The sequence below is a fragment of the Streptomyces sp. NBC_00654 genome (assembly GCF_026341775.1).
In the GTDB taxonomy this organism is placed as follows: Bacteria; Actinomycetota; Actinomycetes; order Streptomycetales; family Streptomycetaceae; genus Streptomyces.
Map to the genome: position 1 here is coordinate 2,071,820 of NZ_JAPEOB010000001.1, position 16,043 is coordinate 2,087,862.

Genomic DNA, 16,043 nt, shown 5'->3' on the forward strand with positions numbered 1-16,043 from the left:
CCGTGCACGGCCGCTCGACGGACCGTGGTTGGCACGAGAGCGGGGGCCATCGTGGGACATCGGCACCGCCGGCTGTGAGAGGGACGGAATGAAACCGACCGAGAGCGCCGCACCGGTGGCGCGGCTGCAAGGTTTCGTCGGCCTCACGCCCAAAGTGGGTGCCGTCGTCGTGATGGTCGCCGCCGTCCAGCTGGCGACCGGCTTCTACCGCACGGTGCGCGAGGGCCACGCGCTCTTCCCGGACGGCTCCGTGGGCTGGTCCCTCGCACTGCTCACCGGAGTCATCGTCGGCCACCTGGTCGCGCTGGGACGCGACCGCTGGTGGGGCGGCACCGGCTCCGGGGCCGCCCTCACCCTGGCCGTGCTGCTGCTCTACGGCTGGGTGGCCGCGGGCCTGGTCAGCACGGTCGTCGTGGTCCTCGTCGGGACGGCCCGGCGGCACCGCTGGTGGCAGGGGCTGCTGCACGGAGCGGTCGACATCCTGGGCATCGGCGCCGCCGCCCTCGTCCTCACCGCCTTCGGCGAGGTCCCGACCGTCGAGAAGCCCTGGCAGCCACCCGACTGGGGCATCGACGCCGTTCCGGAAGTGCTCCTGGCCGCCTCCACGTATCTCCTCGTCACCCGGGTGCTGCTGTGGTACGCGCGGGCACCGCAGTGCGGCGGGCTGCCGACCATCGCCCGGACCGCGCTGCTGCGCCAGGGCCTCGTCGCCGTCGCCCTGCTCGGTATCGCCCCGCTGATCTGCGTCGTCGCGATCGCCATGCCCGTACTGCTGCCGCTCTTCGCGGTTCCCCTGATCGCCCTCGACTCCACGCTCTGGATCGCCCGCGCGCGGGCCGAGGAGCAGCTGCGGGACCCGTTGACCGGGCTGCCCAACCGGCAGTGGCTGCTGGAGCGGACCTGGTCGGCGCTGGAGGACGCCGAGAGCGTCGGCACCAGGTCCGCGCTGGTCCTGATCGACCTCGACCGCTTCCGTGCCGTCAACGACACCCTCGGCCATCTGGCGGGGGACCGGCTGCTGCTGCAGATAGCGGACCGGCTGCGGCTCGCCCTGCCGCGCGGAGCGGAGGCCGCCCGCCTGGGCGGGGACGAGTTCGCCGTGCTGCTGCCCCAGGCCGACTCCACCACCAGTGCCCAGCGGGTGGCCCGCCACCTGGTCGCGGAGCTCTCCTCGCCGCTCGACCTCGACGGCCTCACGCTGGTGCTGGAGGCGAGCGCCGGGGTCGCCGTCTACCCCGACCACGCGCTGGACGCCGAGGGACTGCTCAGGCGCGCGGACGTGGCCATGTACCAGGCCAAGCGGGACCGTACGGGTGTCGAGGTGTACGAGTCCAAGCGGGACAGCAACACCCCCGACCGGCTCGGCCTGCTGGGCGACCTGCGGCGCGCGCTGGACGCCGGCGAGGTGGAACTCCACTACCAGCCCAAGGTCCGCTTCGACGGGCAGGTCGCCGGGCTCGAAGCGCTGGTGCGCTGGGTGCATCCGGAGCGCGGCAGGGTCCCCCCGGACGAGTTCATCGCCATCGCGGAGTCGTCCGGCCTGATGCCGCACCTCACGGAGTACGTCCTGGAGACGGCGCTGGCCCAGGTCGCCAGGTGGCGGGCGCAGGGGCTCTTCGTCCCCGTCGCCGTCAACGTCTCCCCGCGCGATGTCCACACCCCGGGCTTCGCCGGCAGCGTCGCGGCCCGGCTGGCCCGGCACGGTGTCCCGGCCGGGGCGCTCCAGCTGGAGATAACGGAACACGTACTGCTGGAGGACCCGCAGCGCGCCGCCGACACACTCGCCGGGCTGACCGGCCACGGCGTGAAGATGTCCCTCGACGACTTCGGCACCGGCTACTCCTCCCTGGTCCATCTGCGCAAGCTGCCGGTCAGCGAGCTCAAGATCGACCGGTCGTTCGTCGCCCGGCTGGCCATCGACCACGAGGACGCGGAGATCGTCCGCTGCACCATCGACCTCGCGCACTCCCTCGGCCTGCTCGTCGTCGCCGAGGGCGTCGAGGACGACGAGACCTGGGAGCGCCTGCGGGACCTGCGGTGCGACGCGGTGCAGGGCTGGCTGGTCGCGGCCGCGATGCCGCCGCAGGAGGCCACGGCCTGGCTGCGGGCCCGCGGCGAGCACGGCTGGCGGCGGCCCGCCGAGCTGGCGGCGGCCGCCGCGGCCGCCGCGGCGGCGAACGGCAGCGCGGCGAACGGAACGATGACGAACGGTGCGGTGACCAACGGTGCGGTGACCAATGGCGCGGTCAACGGAGCCGCGCACGGCGCGGTGAACGGGGCCGCGCACGGGTCGGTCAACGGGGCCGTGGCGAACGGGGCCGTGAACGGAGCGGCGAACGGCGCGGTGCTGAACGGCGCCGCGGAGGCCGAGCAGCGGCCGTCGGGCCGCGCGGTGAACACTGGACCGGCCACCGCCTGACGCACGGCGCGGACGGACGCCCGCCGGGGGAACGGGCGGGTGGGGGACCGGGCCGTGGGCGACCCCATAGGATTGGGGGCCGGTGGCACATTTCCACCTGCCGCGCGACGCCTGGCACGCTCGCTCGCCGCGTTGCCGAAACGCCCACGTGGCTCCGCCACGAGGGCGCTCCGGCGCCTTGCGATCGCACGCACCGGACGCCGCGCGGTCCGTCCCTCGGACGGACGGTGCACATGTGCCGCCGGCCCGGCCAAAACCACACACCAACCCCTGAGGATCGCTGCATGCCTGGCATCACGCGCGAGGAGGTCGCCCACCTCGCCCGGCTGGCGCGTCTGGAGCTGAAGGGCGAAGAGCTCGATCACTTCGCCGGTCAGCTCGACGACATCATCGGCGCGGTCGCCCGCGTCTCCGAGGTCGCCGACCAAGACGTACCGCCGACCTCCCACCCGCTGCCGCTGACCAACGTCATGCGCGCGGACGAGGTCCGTCCGTCGCTCACCCCCGCGCAGGCACTCTCCGGCGCCCCGGCCCAGGAGCAGCAGCGTTTCAAGGTGCCGCAGATCCTGGGGGAGGACTAAACAGTCATGACGGATATCAGCACCATCATCAAGCTCACCGCCGCGCAGACCGCCGAGAAGATCGCCTCCGGTGAGCTCACGGCCGTCGAGGTCACCGAGGCCCACCTGGCCCGGATCGACGCCATCGACGAGAAGGTCCACGCGTTCCTGCACGTCGACCGGGACGGCGCGCTCGCGCAGGCCCGCGCCGTCGACGCGAAGCGGGCCGCGGGCGAGAAGCTCGGCCCGCTGGCCGGCGTACCGCTCGCGCTGAAGGACATCTTCACGACCAAGGACATGCCGACCACCGTCGGCTCGAAGATCCTCGAAGGCTGGGTCCCGCCGTACGACGCGACCCTGACGCGGCGCCTCCGGGCCGCCGACGTCGTCATCCTCGGCAAGACCAACATGGACGAGTTCGCCATGGGGTCCTCCACCGAGAACAGCGCCTACGGCCCGACCGGCAACCCGTGGGACCTCACCCGTATCCCGGGCGGCTCCGGCGGCGGCTCCGCGGCCGCGCTCGCCTCGTTCGAGGCCCCGCTCGCCATCGGCACGGACACCGGCGGCTCCATCCGCCAGCCCGCCGCCGTCACCGGCACCGTCGGCGTCAAGCCCACCTACGGCGGCGTCTCCCGCTACGGCATGGTCGCCTTCTCGTCCTCCCTGGACCAGGGCGGGCCCTGCGCCCGTACGGTCCTGGACGCGGCGCTGCTGCACGAGGCCATCGGCGGCCACGACCCGCTCGACTCGACGTCCATCGACGCCCCGGTCCCGCCGGTCGTCGAGGCCGCCCGCAACGGCTCCGTACAGGGCATGCGGGTCGGCGTCGTGAAGCAGTTCTCGGGCGAGGGCTACCAGGCCGGTGTCGTCCAGCGGTTCAACGAGTCGGTCGAGCTGCTGAAGTCGCTCGGCGCCACGGTCGTCGAGCTCGACTGCCCGTCCTTCGACCTGGCCCTGTCGGCGTACTACCTGATCGCGCCGTCCGAGTGCTCCTCGAACCTGGCCCGCTTCGACGCCATGCGCTACGGCCTGCGCGTCGGCGACGACGGCACGAAGTCCGCCGAGGAGGTCACCGCGCTCACCCGCGAGGCCGGCTTCGGCGACGAGGTCAAGCGCCGCGTCATCCTCGGTACGTACGCGCTCAGCTCCGGCTACTACGACGCGTACTACGGCTCGGCCCAGAAGGTCCGCACCCTCATCACCCGGGACTTCGAGAAGGCGTTCGAGCAGGTGGACGTCATCGTCTCCCCGACGACGCCCACCACCGCCTTCCCGATCGGCGAGCGCGCCGACGACCCGATGGCGATGTACCTCGCGGACCTGTGCACCATCCCGACCAACCTCGCAGGCAACTCCGCCATGTCGCTGCCCTGCGGCCTGGCCCCGGAGGACGGTCTGCCGGTCGGGCTCCAGATCATCGCCCCCGCCATGAAGGACGACCGTCTCTACAAGGTCGGAGCGGCCGTCGAGGCCGCATTCGTGGAAAAGTGGGGGCACCCGCTGCTGGAGGAGGCTCCGTCACTGTGAGCGCACTGACCAAGGCCAAGGGCTTCAAGAAGTCCAAGACCGGTACGTACCTGTCCATCGGCACCACCGCTTTCGGCGCAGTCGGCGTCATCAAGCAGGCCAGGAAGGCCCGCTTCGAAGGCGACACGCTCCGGCTGATCGACGCCGTCGTCTCCGCCGCCGCCATCGCCACCGGTGTCGCCCTGCTGCTGCGCGAGCTGAAGCGCATCGGCGACGACGACGTTCTGCTGGGCTGAGAGGGAAAGTTTCACCGTGACTGTCACTGACCTGGTGCCGTACGAGGACGCCCTCGCGTCCTACGACCCCGTCATGGGCCTCGAAGTCCATGTCGAGCTCGGCACCAAGACCAAGATGTTCTGCGGCTGCTCCACGGAGCTCAAGCAGGACGCCAACTCACAGACCTGTCCGGTCTGTCTCGGGCTGCCCGGCGCGCTGCCGGTCGTCAACGAGATCGGCGTCGAGTCCGCCATCAAGATCGGTCTCGCGCTGAACTGCGAGATCGCCGAGTGGTGCCGCTTCGCCCGGAAGAACTACTTCTATCCGGACATGCCGAAGAACTTCCAGACCTCCCAGTACGACGAGCCGATCGCCTTCAACGGCTATCTGGACGTCCAGCTGGAGGACGGCGAGATCTTCCGTGTGCAGATCGAGCGCGCCCACATGGAGGAGGACACCGGCAAGTCGACGCACGTCGGCGGTGCCACCGGCCGTATCCACGGCGCGTCCCACTCCCTGCTCGACTACAACCGCGCCGGCATCCCGCTCATCGAGATCGTCACCAAGCCGATCGAGGGAGCGGGCGCCCGCGCCCCCGAGGTGGCCAAGGCGTACGTCGCCGAGCTGCGCGAGCTCATCAAGGCGCTCGGTGTGTCCGAGGCCCGCATGGAGATGGGCCAGATGCGCTGCGACGTGAACCTGTCGCTGCGCCCCAACGGCACCGAGAAGTTCGGTACGCGCTCCGAGACGAAGAACGTGAACTCGCTGCGTTCCGTCGAGCGTGCCGCCCGCTTCGAGATCCAGCGGCACGCCGCCGTACTGAACTCCGGCGGCACGATCGTGCAGGAGACCCGGCACTTCCACGAGGAGGACGGCTCCACCACCGCCGGCCGCATCAAGGACAACGCCGAGGACTACCGCTACTTCCCGGAGCCCGACCTGGTGCCGGTCGCGCCGGCCCGCGAGTGGGTCGAGGAGCTCGGCCGGAACCTCCCCGAGCTGCCCCGGCTGCGCCGCGCGCGGCTCAAGGAGGAGTGGGGTGTCTCCGAGCACGACATGCAGTCCATCCTCAACGCGGGCGCGGTCGACCTGATCGTCGCCACGACGGAGGCCGGTGCCCCCTCGGACCAGGCCCGCAAGTGGTGGATGGGCGAGCTGGCCCGCAACGCCAACGAGACCGGCCGCGGCCTCGACGAGCTCCCCATCACCCCGGCGCAGGTCGCCAGGGTGGCCGAGCTCGTCACCTCGGGCGACCTCAACGACAAGCTGGCCCGCCAGGTCATCGAGGGTGTCCTCGCGGGTGAGGGCGACCCGGACACCGTCGTCGAGAAGCGCGGCCTGAAGGTCGTCTCCGACGAGGGCGCGCTGGGCACGGCCGTCGACGAGGCCATCGCCGCGAACGCGGCCATCGCGGACAAGATCCGCGGCGGCAAGGTCGCGGCGGCGGGCGCGCTCGTCGGCGCGGTCATGAAGGCGACCCGCGGCCAGGCGGACGCGGCCCGGGTGCGTGAGCTGATCCTGGAGAAGCTCGGCGTCGAGGGCTGAGCCCGTCCCGTACGTCCCTGGAGGGGCGGTGCACCCGTGGTCCGGGACGCACCGCCCCTTTCGACCGCTCCGGAGTGTCCGCTGAACACCGTCATGGCCGGGATCCTGTCCGCCGCGCTGCTGCTCGCGGTGCTGGCGTTCGCGGTCGTACGCCCCAGAGGGCTGCCGGAGGCGGTCGTGGCCGTCCCGGCCGCGCTGCTGGTCGTCGGGGCCGGGATGGTGCCGTTCGACGCGGCACTGGCCCGGACGGCAGATCTGCTGCCGGTCGTCGGATTCCTCGCGGCCATCCTCGTCCTGGCCCAGCTCTGCGCCGACGAGGGGCTGTTCACCGCGGCCGGGAACCTCGTCGCCCGCGTCTGCGGAGGCCGGACCGGTCCGTTGCTGGGCGGGGTCTTCGCCGTCGCCGCGCTGATCACCGCCGTCCTCAGCCTGGACGCGACGGTGGTCCTGCTCACCCCGGTCGTCCTCGCGACGGCCGCCCGCGTCGGCGCCCGGCCCCGCCCGTACGTCTACGCCTGCGCGCACCTGGCCAATTCGGCGTCCCTGCTGCTCCCGGTCTCCAATCTGACCAATCTGCTGGCGTTCACCGCGAGCGGGCTGTCCTTCACCCGGTTCGCGGCGCTGATGACCCTGCCCTGGCTGGGGGCCATCGCCGTCGAGTACGTGATCTTCCGCCGCGCGTTCGCCGCGGATCTGGCGGCCGGGGCGCAGCCGCCGGAGCCGCGGCAGGAGCGGGAGCCGAGGCGGGAGTGGGAGCCGGAGCCGCGGCTGGAACCGGAGCCGCGACAGGAGCGGGAGGAAACCGGAGTCCCCGTCTTCACGCTCGTCGTCCTCGCGTTCACCCTGGCCGGCTTCGTCCTCACCTCGTTCGCGGGCGCGGAGCCGCTGTGGGCGGCGCTGGCCGGCGCTTCGGTGCTCGCGGTCCGGGCCCTGGGGCAGCGCCGGACGACGGCCCGGGGACTGGTACGGGCCGCCAACCCGCTGTTCTGCCTCTTCGTGCTCGCTCTGGGCGTCGTGGTGGAGGCCGTCGTCGACCATGGGCTCGGCTCCGGCATCGGCGCGCTCCTGCCGGACGGCTCCTCGCTCCCCGACCTGCTCGCGGTCGCGGCGGTGGCCGCCGTACTGGCCAATCTGATCAACAACCTGCCGGCGATCCTGGCCCTGCTCCCGGTCGTCGCGGCGGCCGGTCCCGGACCAATGCTGGCCGCCCTGATCGGGGTCAACCTCGGCCCGAACCTCACCTACGTCGGCTCGCTGGCGACCCTGCTGTGGCGCCGCATCCTGCACGTCCACGGCATGGAACCGGAACTCGGCCATTTCACCCGGCTCGGGCTGGTGGCGGTACCCGCGACGCTGGCGGTGTCGACGGTCGCGCTGTGGGGGTCGCTGAGGCTGATCGGGGTGTGAGCAACGGCGGCCGGGCGGGCGGTCCGCCGGTCGCGGCCCGGGGGCTGCCGCTTGGACTTTCCGGGACCACCTCTTGGACGTTCACCGCCATGCCGTGCAGCGGTCTTCCCGCAGCCATCTGGCTTGACTAACTTCCCCGCCGTACCACCGGAATCGGGAGGCTCACTTGACCACGGACATTTCACGGCGTCGGCTCTTCGCGCTCGGCGGCGGCGCACTCGGCGCCGCGGCGGCCGGATCGTTCCTGCCACCGTCGCTCCAGGCCGCGATAGCCGCCCAGCCCGCTGCGGCGGGGGCGGGCCGTGACGGTCTGGGCGCCATCAAGCATGTGGTGATCCTGATGCAGGAGAACCGTTCCTTCGATCACTACTTCGGGACGCTGCGCGGGGTGCGCGGCTTCGGCGACCGCAACGCGATCGAACTCCCTTCGGGCAGGTCCGTCTTCGAGCAGCCGGGTCCGCTGGGCACCACCGTGCTGCCGTTCCCGGTGCGGGGGGCCGCCGAGACCCAGAAGAAGGACCTCCAGTACATCGGCGCCCTCGACCACTCCTGGAGCGGTGGCTCCAAGGCCTGGGCCGGTGGCTGGATGAACGGCTGGATCACCGCGAAGACGGCCGCCACGATGGCGTACTACGACCGCCGCGACATCCCGCTGCACTACGAACTCGCCGACACCTTCACGGTCTGCGACGCCTACCACTCCTCGATCCACACGTCGACCAGCCCCAACCGCAACCACCTGTGGAGCGGGAAGACGGGCAACGAGCCGAACGGCAAGCGGGCCGTCGGCAACGACGCGTACAACGAGGGCACCCACCCCGGCTACGACTGGAGCACCTACGCGGAGCGGCTGGAGAAGGCCGGGCGCAGCTGGCGGACGTACACCGAGTGGGAGAATTTCACCGACAACCAGATCGAGTTCTTCGCCACCTTCAAGGCCGTCGCCCGCAAGGCGCTGGCGAGGACCGGCGGGCACACCTTCATGGAGTCCTTCTACGCCGCCGTCCGGGACACGGACGACGCGGGCGAGCGGGAGCGGCTGCTGGGGCTCCTGGAGGAGGGGGTCGCCACGCTGACGAAGTCCGAGCGCAGCCTCTTCGAGCGGGCGCTGCGCCGGGTCGAGACCGGCACCCTGGCCGACGAGTTCGCCAAGGACGTGGCGGCCGGGACGCTGCCCGAGGTCTCGTATCTGGTGCCCTCCGCGATCGACTCCGAGCACCCGAGCGTCTCCTCGCCGGTGCACAGCGCCACGATCGTCTACAAGGTCCTCGACGCGCTCGGCAAGCACCCCGACGTGTGGCGGCACACCGCCGTGCTCATCAACTACGACGAGAACGACGGCTTCTTCGACCATGTTCCGCCGCCGGTCGCCCCTCCGGAGGTGACCGAGGAGCAGTGGGAGGGCAAGCCCACCGGCCTCGGGGTTCGGGTGCCGCTGCTGGTCGTCTCGCCGTGGACCGTGGGCGGATACGTCTGCTCCGAGGTCTTCGACCACACCTCCGTCATCCGCTTCCTGGAGCGCTGGACGGGGGTGCGCGAGCCGAACATCAGCGACTGGCGGCGCCAGGTCACCGGGGACCTCACCTCGGCCTTCGACTTCAAGCGGGCCCGCCGGCAGCCGGAGGTGGCCCACCCCGCCGCCATTCCGCCGTTCAGCGGCCGCTGGCAGCCCAAGCCGCCCGCCGTCCAGCAGCGCCCCGTGCAGGAGCCGGGTGCCCGCCCGGCCAGGGCCCTGCCGTACCAGCCCGACGCCCAGGTGCGCCGGGTGGACGGACAGCTGCGGGTGGCCCTCAGCAACACCGGCCGGTCCTCCGCCCACTTCGCGCTGTATCCGTACGCGGCGGAGTTCCCCGCTCCGCAGCACCGCGATGTCAGGGGCACCGCGCAGTGGACGGTGCCCCTGACCGGCGAGGCGTACCGGTTCACGGTGACCGGGCCGAACGGCTTCCGGCGGGAGTTCGAGGGGCCGGCCGAGGGCACCGCCGAGGTCGCGTCCCGGATCGACGCCCATGAGCGCGATCTGCATCTCACCCTGCGCAACACCGGCAGGCGGACGCTCACGTTCACGGTGCGGCCGCTGGCGTACGTCGACGAGGACGACCTCCGGGACTGGACCCGGAAGGTCCGGGTCAAGCCGGGGCGCAGCCGTACGGTCGTGCACTCCGCGGCCGACGCCCACGGCTGGTACGACCTCGAGGTGACGGCCGAGGGGGAGGGCACCTTCCGGCGCCGGCTGATGGGGCACATCGAGAACGGCCGGGCGAGCGTCTCCGGCTGACCCGGCTGACCCGGCTGACCCGGCCGACCCGGCGGGGCGCGGGCACGACGCGCGTGGAGGCGAAGCGACGCGTGCAGACGGCGGGCCCCATGCGTGCAGGAGTGATGTCAAGCCCTGTGACCATGGCCACGAAAGGGACAAACGATCACAGTTGGCTGTCAGAGTGACGGTTCTCAGGTGATGCGACGTTTACCGGAACTTCCTGCTATCTCCGGATAAGGGTCCACGAACCCGCAGGGAGCCGTCCGTTGGCCGCCATCGCTCGCTGGTGCATCAGGCGCCGCCTCGTCGCCGTTCTCATCTGGCTGTTCGCCCTCGGCGGCGCCGCCACGGCGGCGGGCTTCGCGGGGTCCGCGTACTCCAACGACTACGAGGCGCCCGGCACCGAATCCGGCCGGGCCACCGAACTTCTGCGGCAGGGCTTCACGGACCTGGGCGGCGACACGAACACCGTCGTGTGGCACACCACCGGCTCCACGGTCCGGGCCGCCGACGTCGAGCAGACGATGACCCGGACCCTGCACGCGATCGAGGACCTGCCCGGCATCGGGGACGTCACCGGCCCGTACGGGGCCTCCGGCACCGGGCAGATCAGCGAGGACGGCCACACCGCCTACGCCGCGGTCACCTTCGACCACCAGGCCGACGACATCCCGAAGGAACAGGCGCAGGCGCTCGTCGACACCGCGAAGGCGGCCGCGGGCGACGGGCTCCAGGTCGAACTCGGCGGCACCGCCGTCGCCCTCACCGAAGCACCCGCCCTCCATCTCGGGGAGGCCGTCGGGGTGGCCGTCGCCGGGGTCGTCCTCTTCCTGGCGTTCGGCTCGCTCGCGGCCAGCATGCTGCCCCTCGCCACCGCGCTCGTCTCCGTGGGCACGGCCTACGCGGGCATCGTGCTGCTCGGCCATGTGATGACCGTCGCCGACTTCGCACCGATGCTGGGCATGCTCATCGGGCTCGGCGTCGGCATCGACTATGCGCTGTTCATCGTCACCCGGCACCGCCAGGGGCTCAAGCGCGGGATGACGGTCGCCGAGGCGGCGCGGAACGCCGTCACGACGACCGGGCGCGCGGTCGTCTTCGCCGGGGCGACGGTCTGTATCGCCCTGCTCGGCATGCTGATCCTGCGGCTCGGCTTCCTCAACGGCGTCGCGATAGCCGCCTCGCTCACCGTCGTCCTGACCGTGGCCGCCTCGGTGACCCTGCTGCCCGCGCTGCTCTCCTTCATCGGCATGCGGGCACTGAGCCGGCGCGAACGCAGGCAGCTCGCCGAGCGCGGGCCGCAGCCCGAACTCCCCACCGGCTTCGCCGCCCGCTGGTCCGCGTTCGTCGAACGGCACCCCAAACTGCTCGGAGCGGCCGCCGCCGTGATCATGCTGGTCCTCGCACTGCCCACCACCGCGCTCCACCTGGGCACCTCCGACCAGGGCAGCAACCCCGCCACCTCCACCACCCGGCAGGCGTACGACCTGCTGGCCGACGGTTTCGGGCCCGGCGTCAACGGGCCGCTGACGATCGCCGCGCGGCTCGACGGCGCCGACGACCGGCTCGCCCTGGACGGGCTGCCCGCCGTTCTGCGGGCCACCGAGGGCGTCGCGTCGGTCGGTCCCGTCGTCCACAACAACGCCGGCGACACGGCGTTCCTCACCGTCGTACCCACCTCGGCACCGCAGTCGAAGCGGACCAGCGAACTGGTCGACCGGATCCGGGCCGACGTCCTGCCGCCGGTGAGTGACGGCACCTCGCTGCGCGCCCATGTGGGCGGGGTGACGGCGAGCTATGACGACTTCGCCGAGGTCGTCATCGGCAAGCTGCCCCTCTTCGTCGGCGTGGTCGTCGCGCTCGGCTGTCTCCTGCTGCTTCTCGCCTTCCGGTCCATCGGCATCCCGCTGAAGGCCGCCGTGATGAACGTGGCCGCCGTGGCCTCGTCCTTCGGTGTCGTCGTCGCGGTCTTCCAGTGGGGGTGGGGGAGCGAGCTGCTGGGACTGGGCAGCGCGGGGCCCATCGAGCCGTTCCTGCCGGTGATCATGGTCTCGGTGCTCTTCGGCCTCTCGATGGACTACCAGGTCTTCCTGGTGGGGCGGATGTACGAGGAGTGGCTGGAGACGGGGGACAACCGGCGGGCGGTCCGGGTCGGGCTCGCCGAGACCGGCCGGGTGATCAACTCGGCCGCGGTGATCATGATCTCGGTCTTCCTCGCCTTCGTGCTCAGCGGCGACCGGGTCATCTCGATGTTCGGCATCGCACTGGCCGTCGCGGTCGCCCTGGACGCGTTCGTCCTGCGCACCCTGCTGGTACCCGCGCTGATGCACCTGCTCGGCGGGGCGAACTGGTGGCTGCCCCGGCGGCTGGACCGATGGCTGCCGCGGATCAGCATCGAGCCGCCGGACCGCCGGGCGCCGCGTGCGAAAATCCCCGGAGCGCGCGTGGACGAGGAGACCGGACCGGTCGGACGGCGCGCCCACCGAGAACAGCCGTACGAGAAGGAGCACCACCATGTTCGCCGTATCCCTGGGTGACGACGGAGCCGAACTGCGCCCGCTGGAGGTCTGGCAGGCACCGGAGTTCCTGGCCCACATGGACCGGGCACGCGCCCTGGTCGACCCGTGGATCCCGTTCGCGGCCGCCGCCACCGACCTCGCCTCGGCGCGCACCCTGCTCCAGCGGTACGCGGACAAGCAGGCGGCCGACACGGGGCGGCTCTACGGCATCTGGCGCGACGGCACGCTCCTCGGCGGTGTTCTGTTCCGGATCTTCGACGCGGAGTCCGGCAACTGCGAGGTCGGCTGCTGGCTGGAGCCGGCCGGCCAGGGGAGCGGTCTGATCACCCGCGCGATGCGGCACCTGATCGACTGGGCGGTCGACGTCCGCGGAATACACCGGGTCGAGTGGGACGCCTCCGCCGCCAACACCTCCAGCATCGCCGTGGCCAAGCGGCTCGGCATGAAGCGCGACGGCGTCCTGCGCGAGAACTACCTGTACCGCGGGACGCGGCACGACTCGGAGATCTGGTCCGTCCTGGCACCGGAATGGCGTGCTCAGCGGGGCTGAGAGGCAGAGGAGCGCCGCAACGTTAAGAAGGTTCTCATCCGGGCCCCCTAGCGTGCGGCGCATGAACACCACCCCCTCCAAGACCTCCACCGCCCCCGGCACCGTCGACGGCCGCGAGGAGAAGACGGCCACGGAGCCGGACGCCGTGCGGGACACCCCGGGCACGGACGGCGACCGTGACGCACCGGCGAAGGACGACGGGCCGCGCGAGAGCGGCGCGGCCGAGGCGGACAGCGGCGCGGCCGAAGCGGCGGAGAAGGGCGACGCGGCCGAGGCGGACAGCGACGCCTCCGGCACCGTGGCGAAGGACGACGCGGCCGACGACGCCGAGGACCTGCACGACGACGCTCCGGACGACGAGGACCTGGAGCCCGACGCCTTCGCCGAGGCGTCCCGCGGCGTCGGCGCGGGCGCGGCGGCCGTCGTCGCCGCCGCACTCGGCGTCGTCTCCCTGACCGGCGCCTGGTCCGGCCGCGTCGCCGCCGAGCGCGAGACCCTGCTGGGCCAGATCCAGATGTCCGGCGGCGGCAGCGCCGTCCAGCAGATCAACGAGATCTACGGGGACGCCTGGCACACCACCGCCTTCGTCAACGGCCTGTTCGCGCTGCTCGCGCTGCTCGTCGGCGTCGTGGTCCTCGTACGCCCGGCCTTCGGCGCCCCCTCCGACCTCCCGCAGCCCGGCTGGATCCGTGCCGTCGCGCTGGCCGGTGTCGCACTCGGCGTACTCGGCGTCATCATCTCCGCCGGGATGTACCTCGACCTGTTCGTCGCCCTGCCCGACGCGCCCACCGCGCCCACCGGAGGCTGAGCCTCCCCCCGGCCCCGGGGCATGTACGGCGGCCCGAGTGCCCCGGGCCCGTGTCCCTAAGGCGTCCCTCCCCGCGCCTAAGGCCCCCCACCCGCGCGGATACGGAACTCGCCCGATGCGGCGGCACACCCCCGTGGACGACAGTGGGAGCACAGCGGACAGAGCGGGAACAGCGCCCCCGGCCGACCGGCCGGCGAGCCCCGCCGCCGCATGCTGTCATCGGGGAGAAGCACCGTGTACGCGTACGAGCTCCACCAGGTCAACGCCGCCGAGCTGATCCGCCGGGCCGAGGCCCAGCGCACCGTCCGCCGGGCCCTGGTCGCCCGCCGGGCGGAGCGCCGCCCCGGACGCGAGGATCCCGAGGGGCGGGTGACCACGGACCAGGACCGCTTCGCGCACGCCGCCTGAAGGCTGTCCCGCCATCCCTGTTGTCCGCGCCCGGCCAAAGGTGCCCCAGGCAGACCGCCGGATCCGAGCGTATGAAACACGATCTTGTTGAAGGTGCTGGTGGGGCGCAAAACGGTGTCACGGAGCGTGTGCGTACTCGGACGCCCCATCACCAGAAGTAACGATGTCGATTCGAAACCTTGAGATGGCGCCCCTGAGGATCCTCTAGCACCTCTCGCTCATAGGATCTCCTCGTGCTCATAGGGCACTTGGCATTGGTTTCGCGACTCTCCCACGTATCTCGTGTGGCGCATCTGTCGCGCCTCAAGGATGAGCCGCATCGGAGGGGACTGCTGTGTTTGCAACTTCAACATCCGTCACGCCCGCGCGAGGAACCGCCGGTCGTCGGATAGCCGCAACGGCGGCCACGGTTGGACTATTGGTCCTGGGATCCCTTGCTGGGGCCAACAGTGCCTCGGCCGATGGGGAGGACACGCATCACCAGGGTGGTGCGGTGGCCACTCTTGACGGACTGAAGACGTTCGACTCGGCCCGTCTCGACATCGGTGACGGTAGGACAAAGAACATCTCCGCAGGACTGTTCGAGATGACTGTCGAGGGCGGCGGTCGACTGCAGACATACTGCATCGACATCCACAACCCGACTCAGAGCAAGGCCAAATACCTTGAGACCCCGTGGGGTCAGACGTCGCTCGGCGTGAACAAGGACGCCGGAAAGATCCTCTGGATCCTCCGGAACTCGTACCCGCAGGCCGCCGATCTGGGGGCGCTCGCCCAGAAGGCGGGCGCCGGGGAGCTCACCTCCAAGACGGCCGCCGCCGGCACCCAGGTCGCCATCTGGCGGATCTCGGACGGGGTGAAGGTCGAGGCCAAGAACGAACAGGCCGAGAAGCTCGCGGACTGGCTCGAGTCTCAGGCCCAGAACCTTCAGGAGCCGAAGACCTCTCTGACGCTGGAGCCGAACGCGGTATCCGGCAAGTCGGGGGACAAGCTCGGTCCTGTGAAGGTGCGCACCGACGCCGACCGGGTTACCGTCGCTGCCAATGCCGACGGCCTGGCGGCAGGGGTCAAGGTGACCGACAAGAACGGTCAGCCCGTCACGTCGGCCGTCAACGGCACCGATCTGTACTTCGACGTGCCCGCGGGCACGGCCGACGGCAGGGCCTCGCTCACGGCCAAGGCGACCACACAGGTTCCGGTCGGCCGGGCGTTCGCGAGCCCGAGCAAGAGCCAGACACAGATATTGGCCGGCTCCACCGAATCCACGATCGCCGCGGAAGCAACGGCGAACTGGGCCTCGAAGGGTGCTATCCCCTCGGTCACGGCCGAGAAGAACTGCACCGCGGGCGGCATCGACGTCAAGGCCGCCAACGAGGGCGACGCCCCCTTCACCTTCGAGCTCGGCGGTGTCAAGCACACGGTCGGCGCAGGCGAGACGAAGAGCGTGACGGTACCTGTCGGTGAGGACGAGGCGTACGACTTCACCATCGTCGGCCCCAACGGCTTCTCAGAGCGTTTCCAGGGCGTCCTGGACTGCGAGACTCAGGGCACTCCGGCCCCGGGCACGGGCGGTGGCGGGGAGACCCCGTCTTCCAGCCCGAGCCCTACTCCGATCAAGGGCACGACGGGCGGCACGACCGGGGGCAGTGGTGATCTCGCGGAGACCGGCGGCTCCAGCGCCACACCGGTGATCGCAGGCGTAGCGGCGGCCTTCGTGGCCGCGGGCGGTGCGGCGGTATTCATCCTGCGCAGGAAGAAGACCGCTGGTCAGTAGTCGGCGGGTAGGTGACTGACAGGCCCGGCACGCCCACGCGTGCCGGG

The 16,043-nt window shown here is 71.4% G+C and carries 12 protein-coding genes; all 12 read left to right on the top strand.

Features of this window, described 5'->3' with window-relative positions; translation table 11 throughout:
• Positions 1-172: 172 nt before the first annotated feature.
• On the top strand, positions 173-2,419 hold the full coding sequence (locus tag OHA98_RS09035; protein WP_266927816.1) for a bifunctional diguanylate cyclase/phosphodiesterase: 2,247 nt from the start codon (positions 173-175) through the stop codon (positions 2,417-2,419).
• A gap of 284 nt (positions 2,420-2,703) precedes the next feature.
• On the top strand, positions 2,704-3,000 hold the full coding sequence (gene gatC, locus OHA98_RS09040; RefSeq protein WP_003966094.1) for an Asp-tRNA(Asn)/Glu-tRNA(Gln) amidotransferase subunit GatC: 297 nt from the start codon (positions 2,704-2,706) through the stop codon (positions 2,998-3,000).
• 6 nt (positions 3,001-3,006) lie between these two features.
• On the top strand, positions 3,007-4,509 hold the full coding sequence (gatA, locus tag OHA98_RS09045) for an Asp-tRNA(Asn)/Glu-tRNA(Gln) amidotransferase subunit GatA (protein WP_266924109.1): 1,503 nt from the start codon (positions 3,007-3,009) through the stop codon (positions 4,507-4,509).
• Positions 4,506-4,745, top strand: coding sequence for a hypothetical protein (locus OHA98_RS09050; RefSeq protein WP_266924111.1), 240 nt, complete (start codon positions 4,506-4,508; stop codon positions 4,743-4,745). The genes gatA and OHA98_RS09050 overlap by 4 nt, the downstream gene beginning before the upstream one ends.
• A 16-nt stretch (positions 4,746-4,761) precedes the next feature.
• Positions 4,762-6,270: an Asp-tRNA(Asn)/Glu-tRNA(Gln) amidotransferase subunit GatB gene (gene gatB / locus OHA98_RS09055; protein WP_266924113.1), complete on the top strand. Its 1,509-nt coding sequence runs from the start codon at positions 4,762-4,764 to the stop codon at positions 6,268-6,270.
• A gap of 93 nt (positions 6,271-6,363) precedes the next feature.
• Positions 6,364-7,677: an SLC13 family permease gene (locus tag OHA98_RS09060; protein ID WP_266924115.1), complete on the top strand. Its 1,314-nt coding sequence runs from the start codon at positions 6,364-6,366 to the stop codon at positions 7,675-7,677.
• A 166-nt stretch (positions 7,678-7,843) separates the two neighbouring features.
• Positions 7,844-9,955 carry a phosphocholine-specific phospholipase C gene (locus OHA98_RS09065; RefSeq protein ID WP_266924117.1) on the top strand — a complete coding sequence of 704 codons (2,112 nt, stop codon included), beginning with the start codon at positions 7,844-7,846 and terminating at the stop codon, positions 9,953-9,955.
• A 248-nt stretch (positions 9,956-10,203) separates the two neighbouring features.
• Complete coding sequence (locus OHA98_RS09070; protein ID WP_266924119.1) at positions 10,204-12,474, top strand: MMPL family transporter; 2,271 nt, start codon at positions 10,204-10,206, stop codon at positions 12,472-12,474.
• Positions 12,452-13,006 (top strand): GNAT family N-acetyltransferase, encoded by a 555-nt coding sequence (locus OHA98_RS09075; protein ID WP_266924120.1) that lies wholly within the window; start codon positions 12,452-12,454, stop codon positions 13,004-13,006. The genes OHA98_RS09070 and OHA98_RS09075 overlap by 23 nt, the downstream gene beginning before the upstream one ends.
• 61 nt (positions 13,007-13,067) lie before the next feature.
• The gene (locus tag OHA98_RS09080; RefSeq protein WP_266924122.1) at positions 13,068-13,814 is read left to right on the top strand and encodes a hypothetical protein; all 747 of its coding nucleotides are present in this window, start codon (positions 13,068-13,070) and stop codon (positions 13,812-13,814) included.
• 234 nt (positions 13,815-14,048) lie between these two features.
• Positions 14,049-14,222 carry a hypothetical protein gene (locus OHA98_RS09085; protein ID WP_266924124.1) on the top strand — a complete coding sequence of 58 codons (174 nt, stop codon included), beginning with the start codon at positions 14,049-14,051 and terminating at the stop codon, positions 14,220-14,222.
• Positions 14,223-14,610: 388 nt separating this feature from the next.
• A complete protein-coding gene (locus OHA98_RS09090; RefSeq protein ID WP_266927818.1) occupies positions 14,611-15,996 on the top strand; it encodes an LAETG motif-containing sortase-dependent surface protein in 1,386 nt (461 codons plus the stop codon).
• Positions 15,997-16,043: the final 47 nt, after the last annotated feature.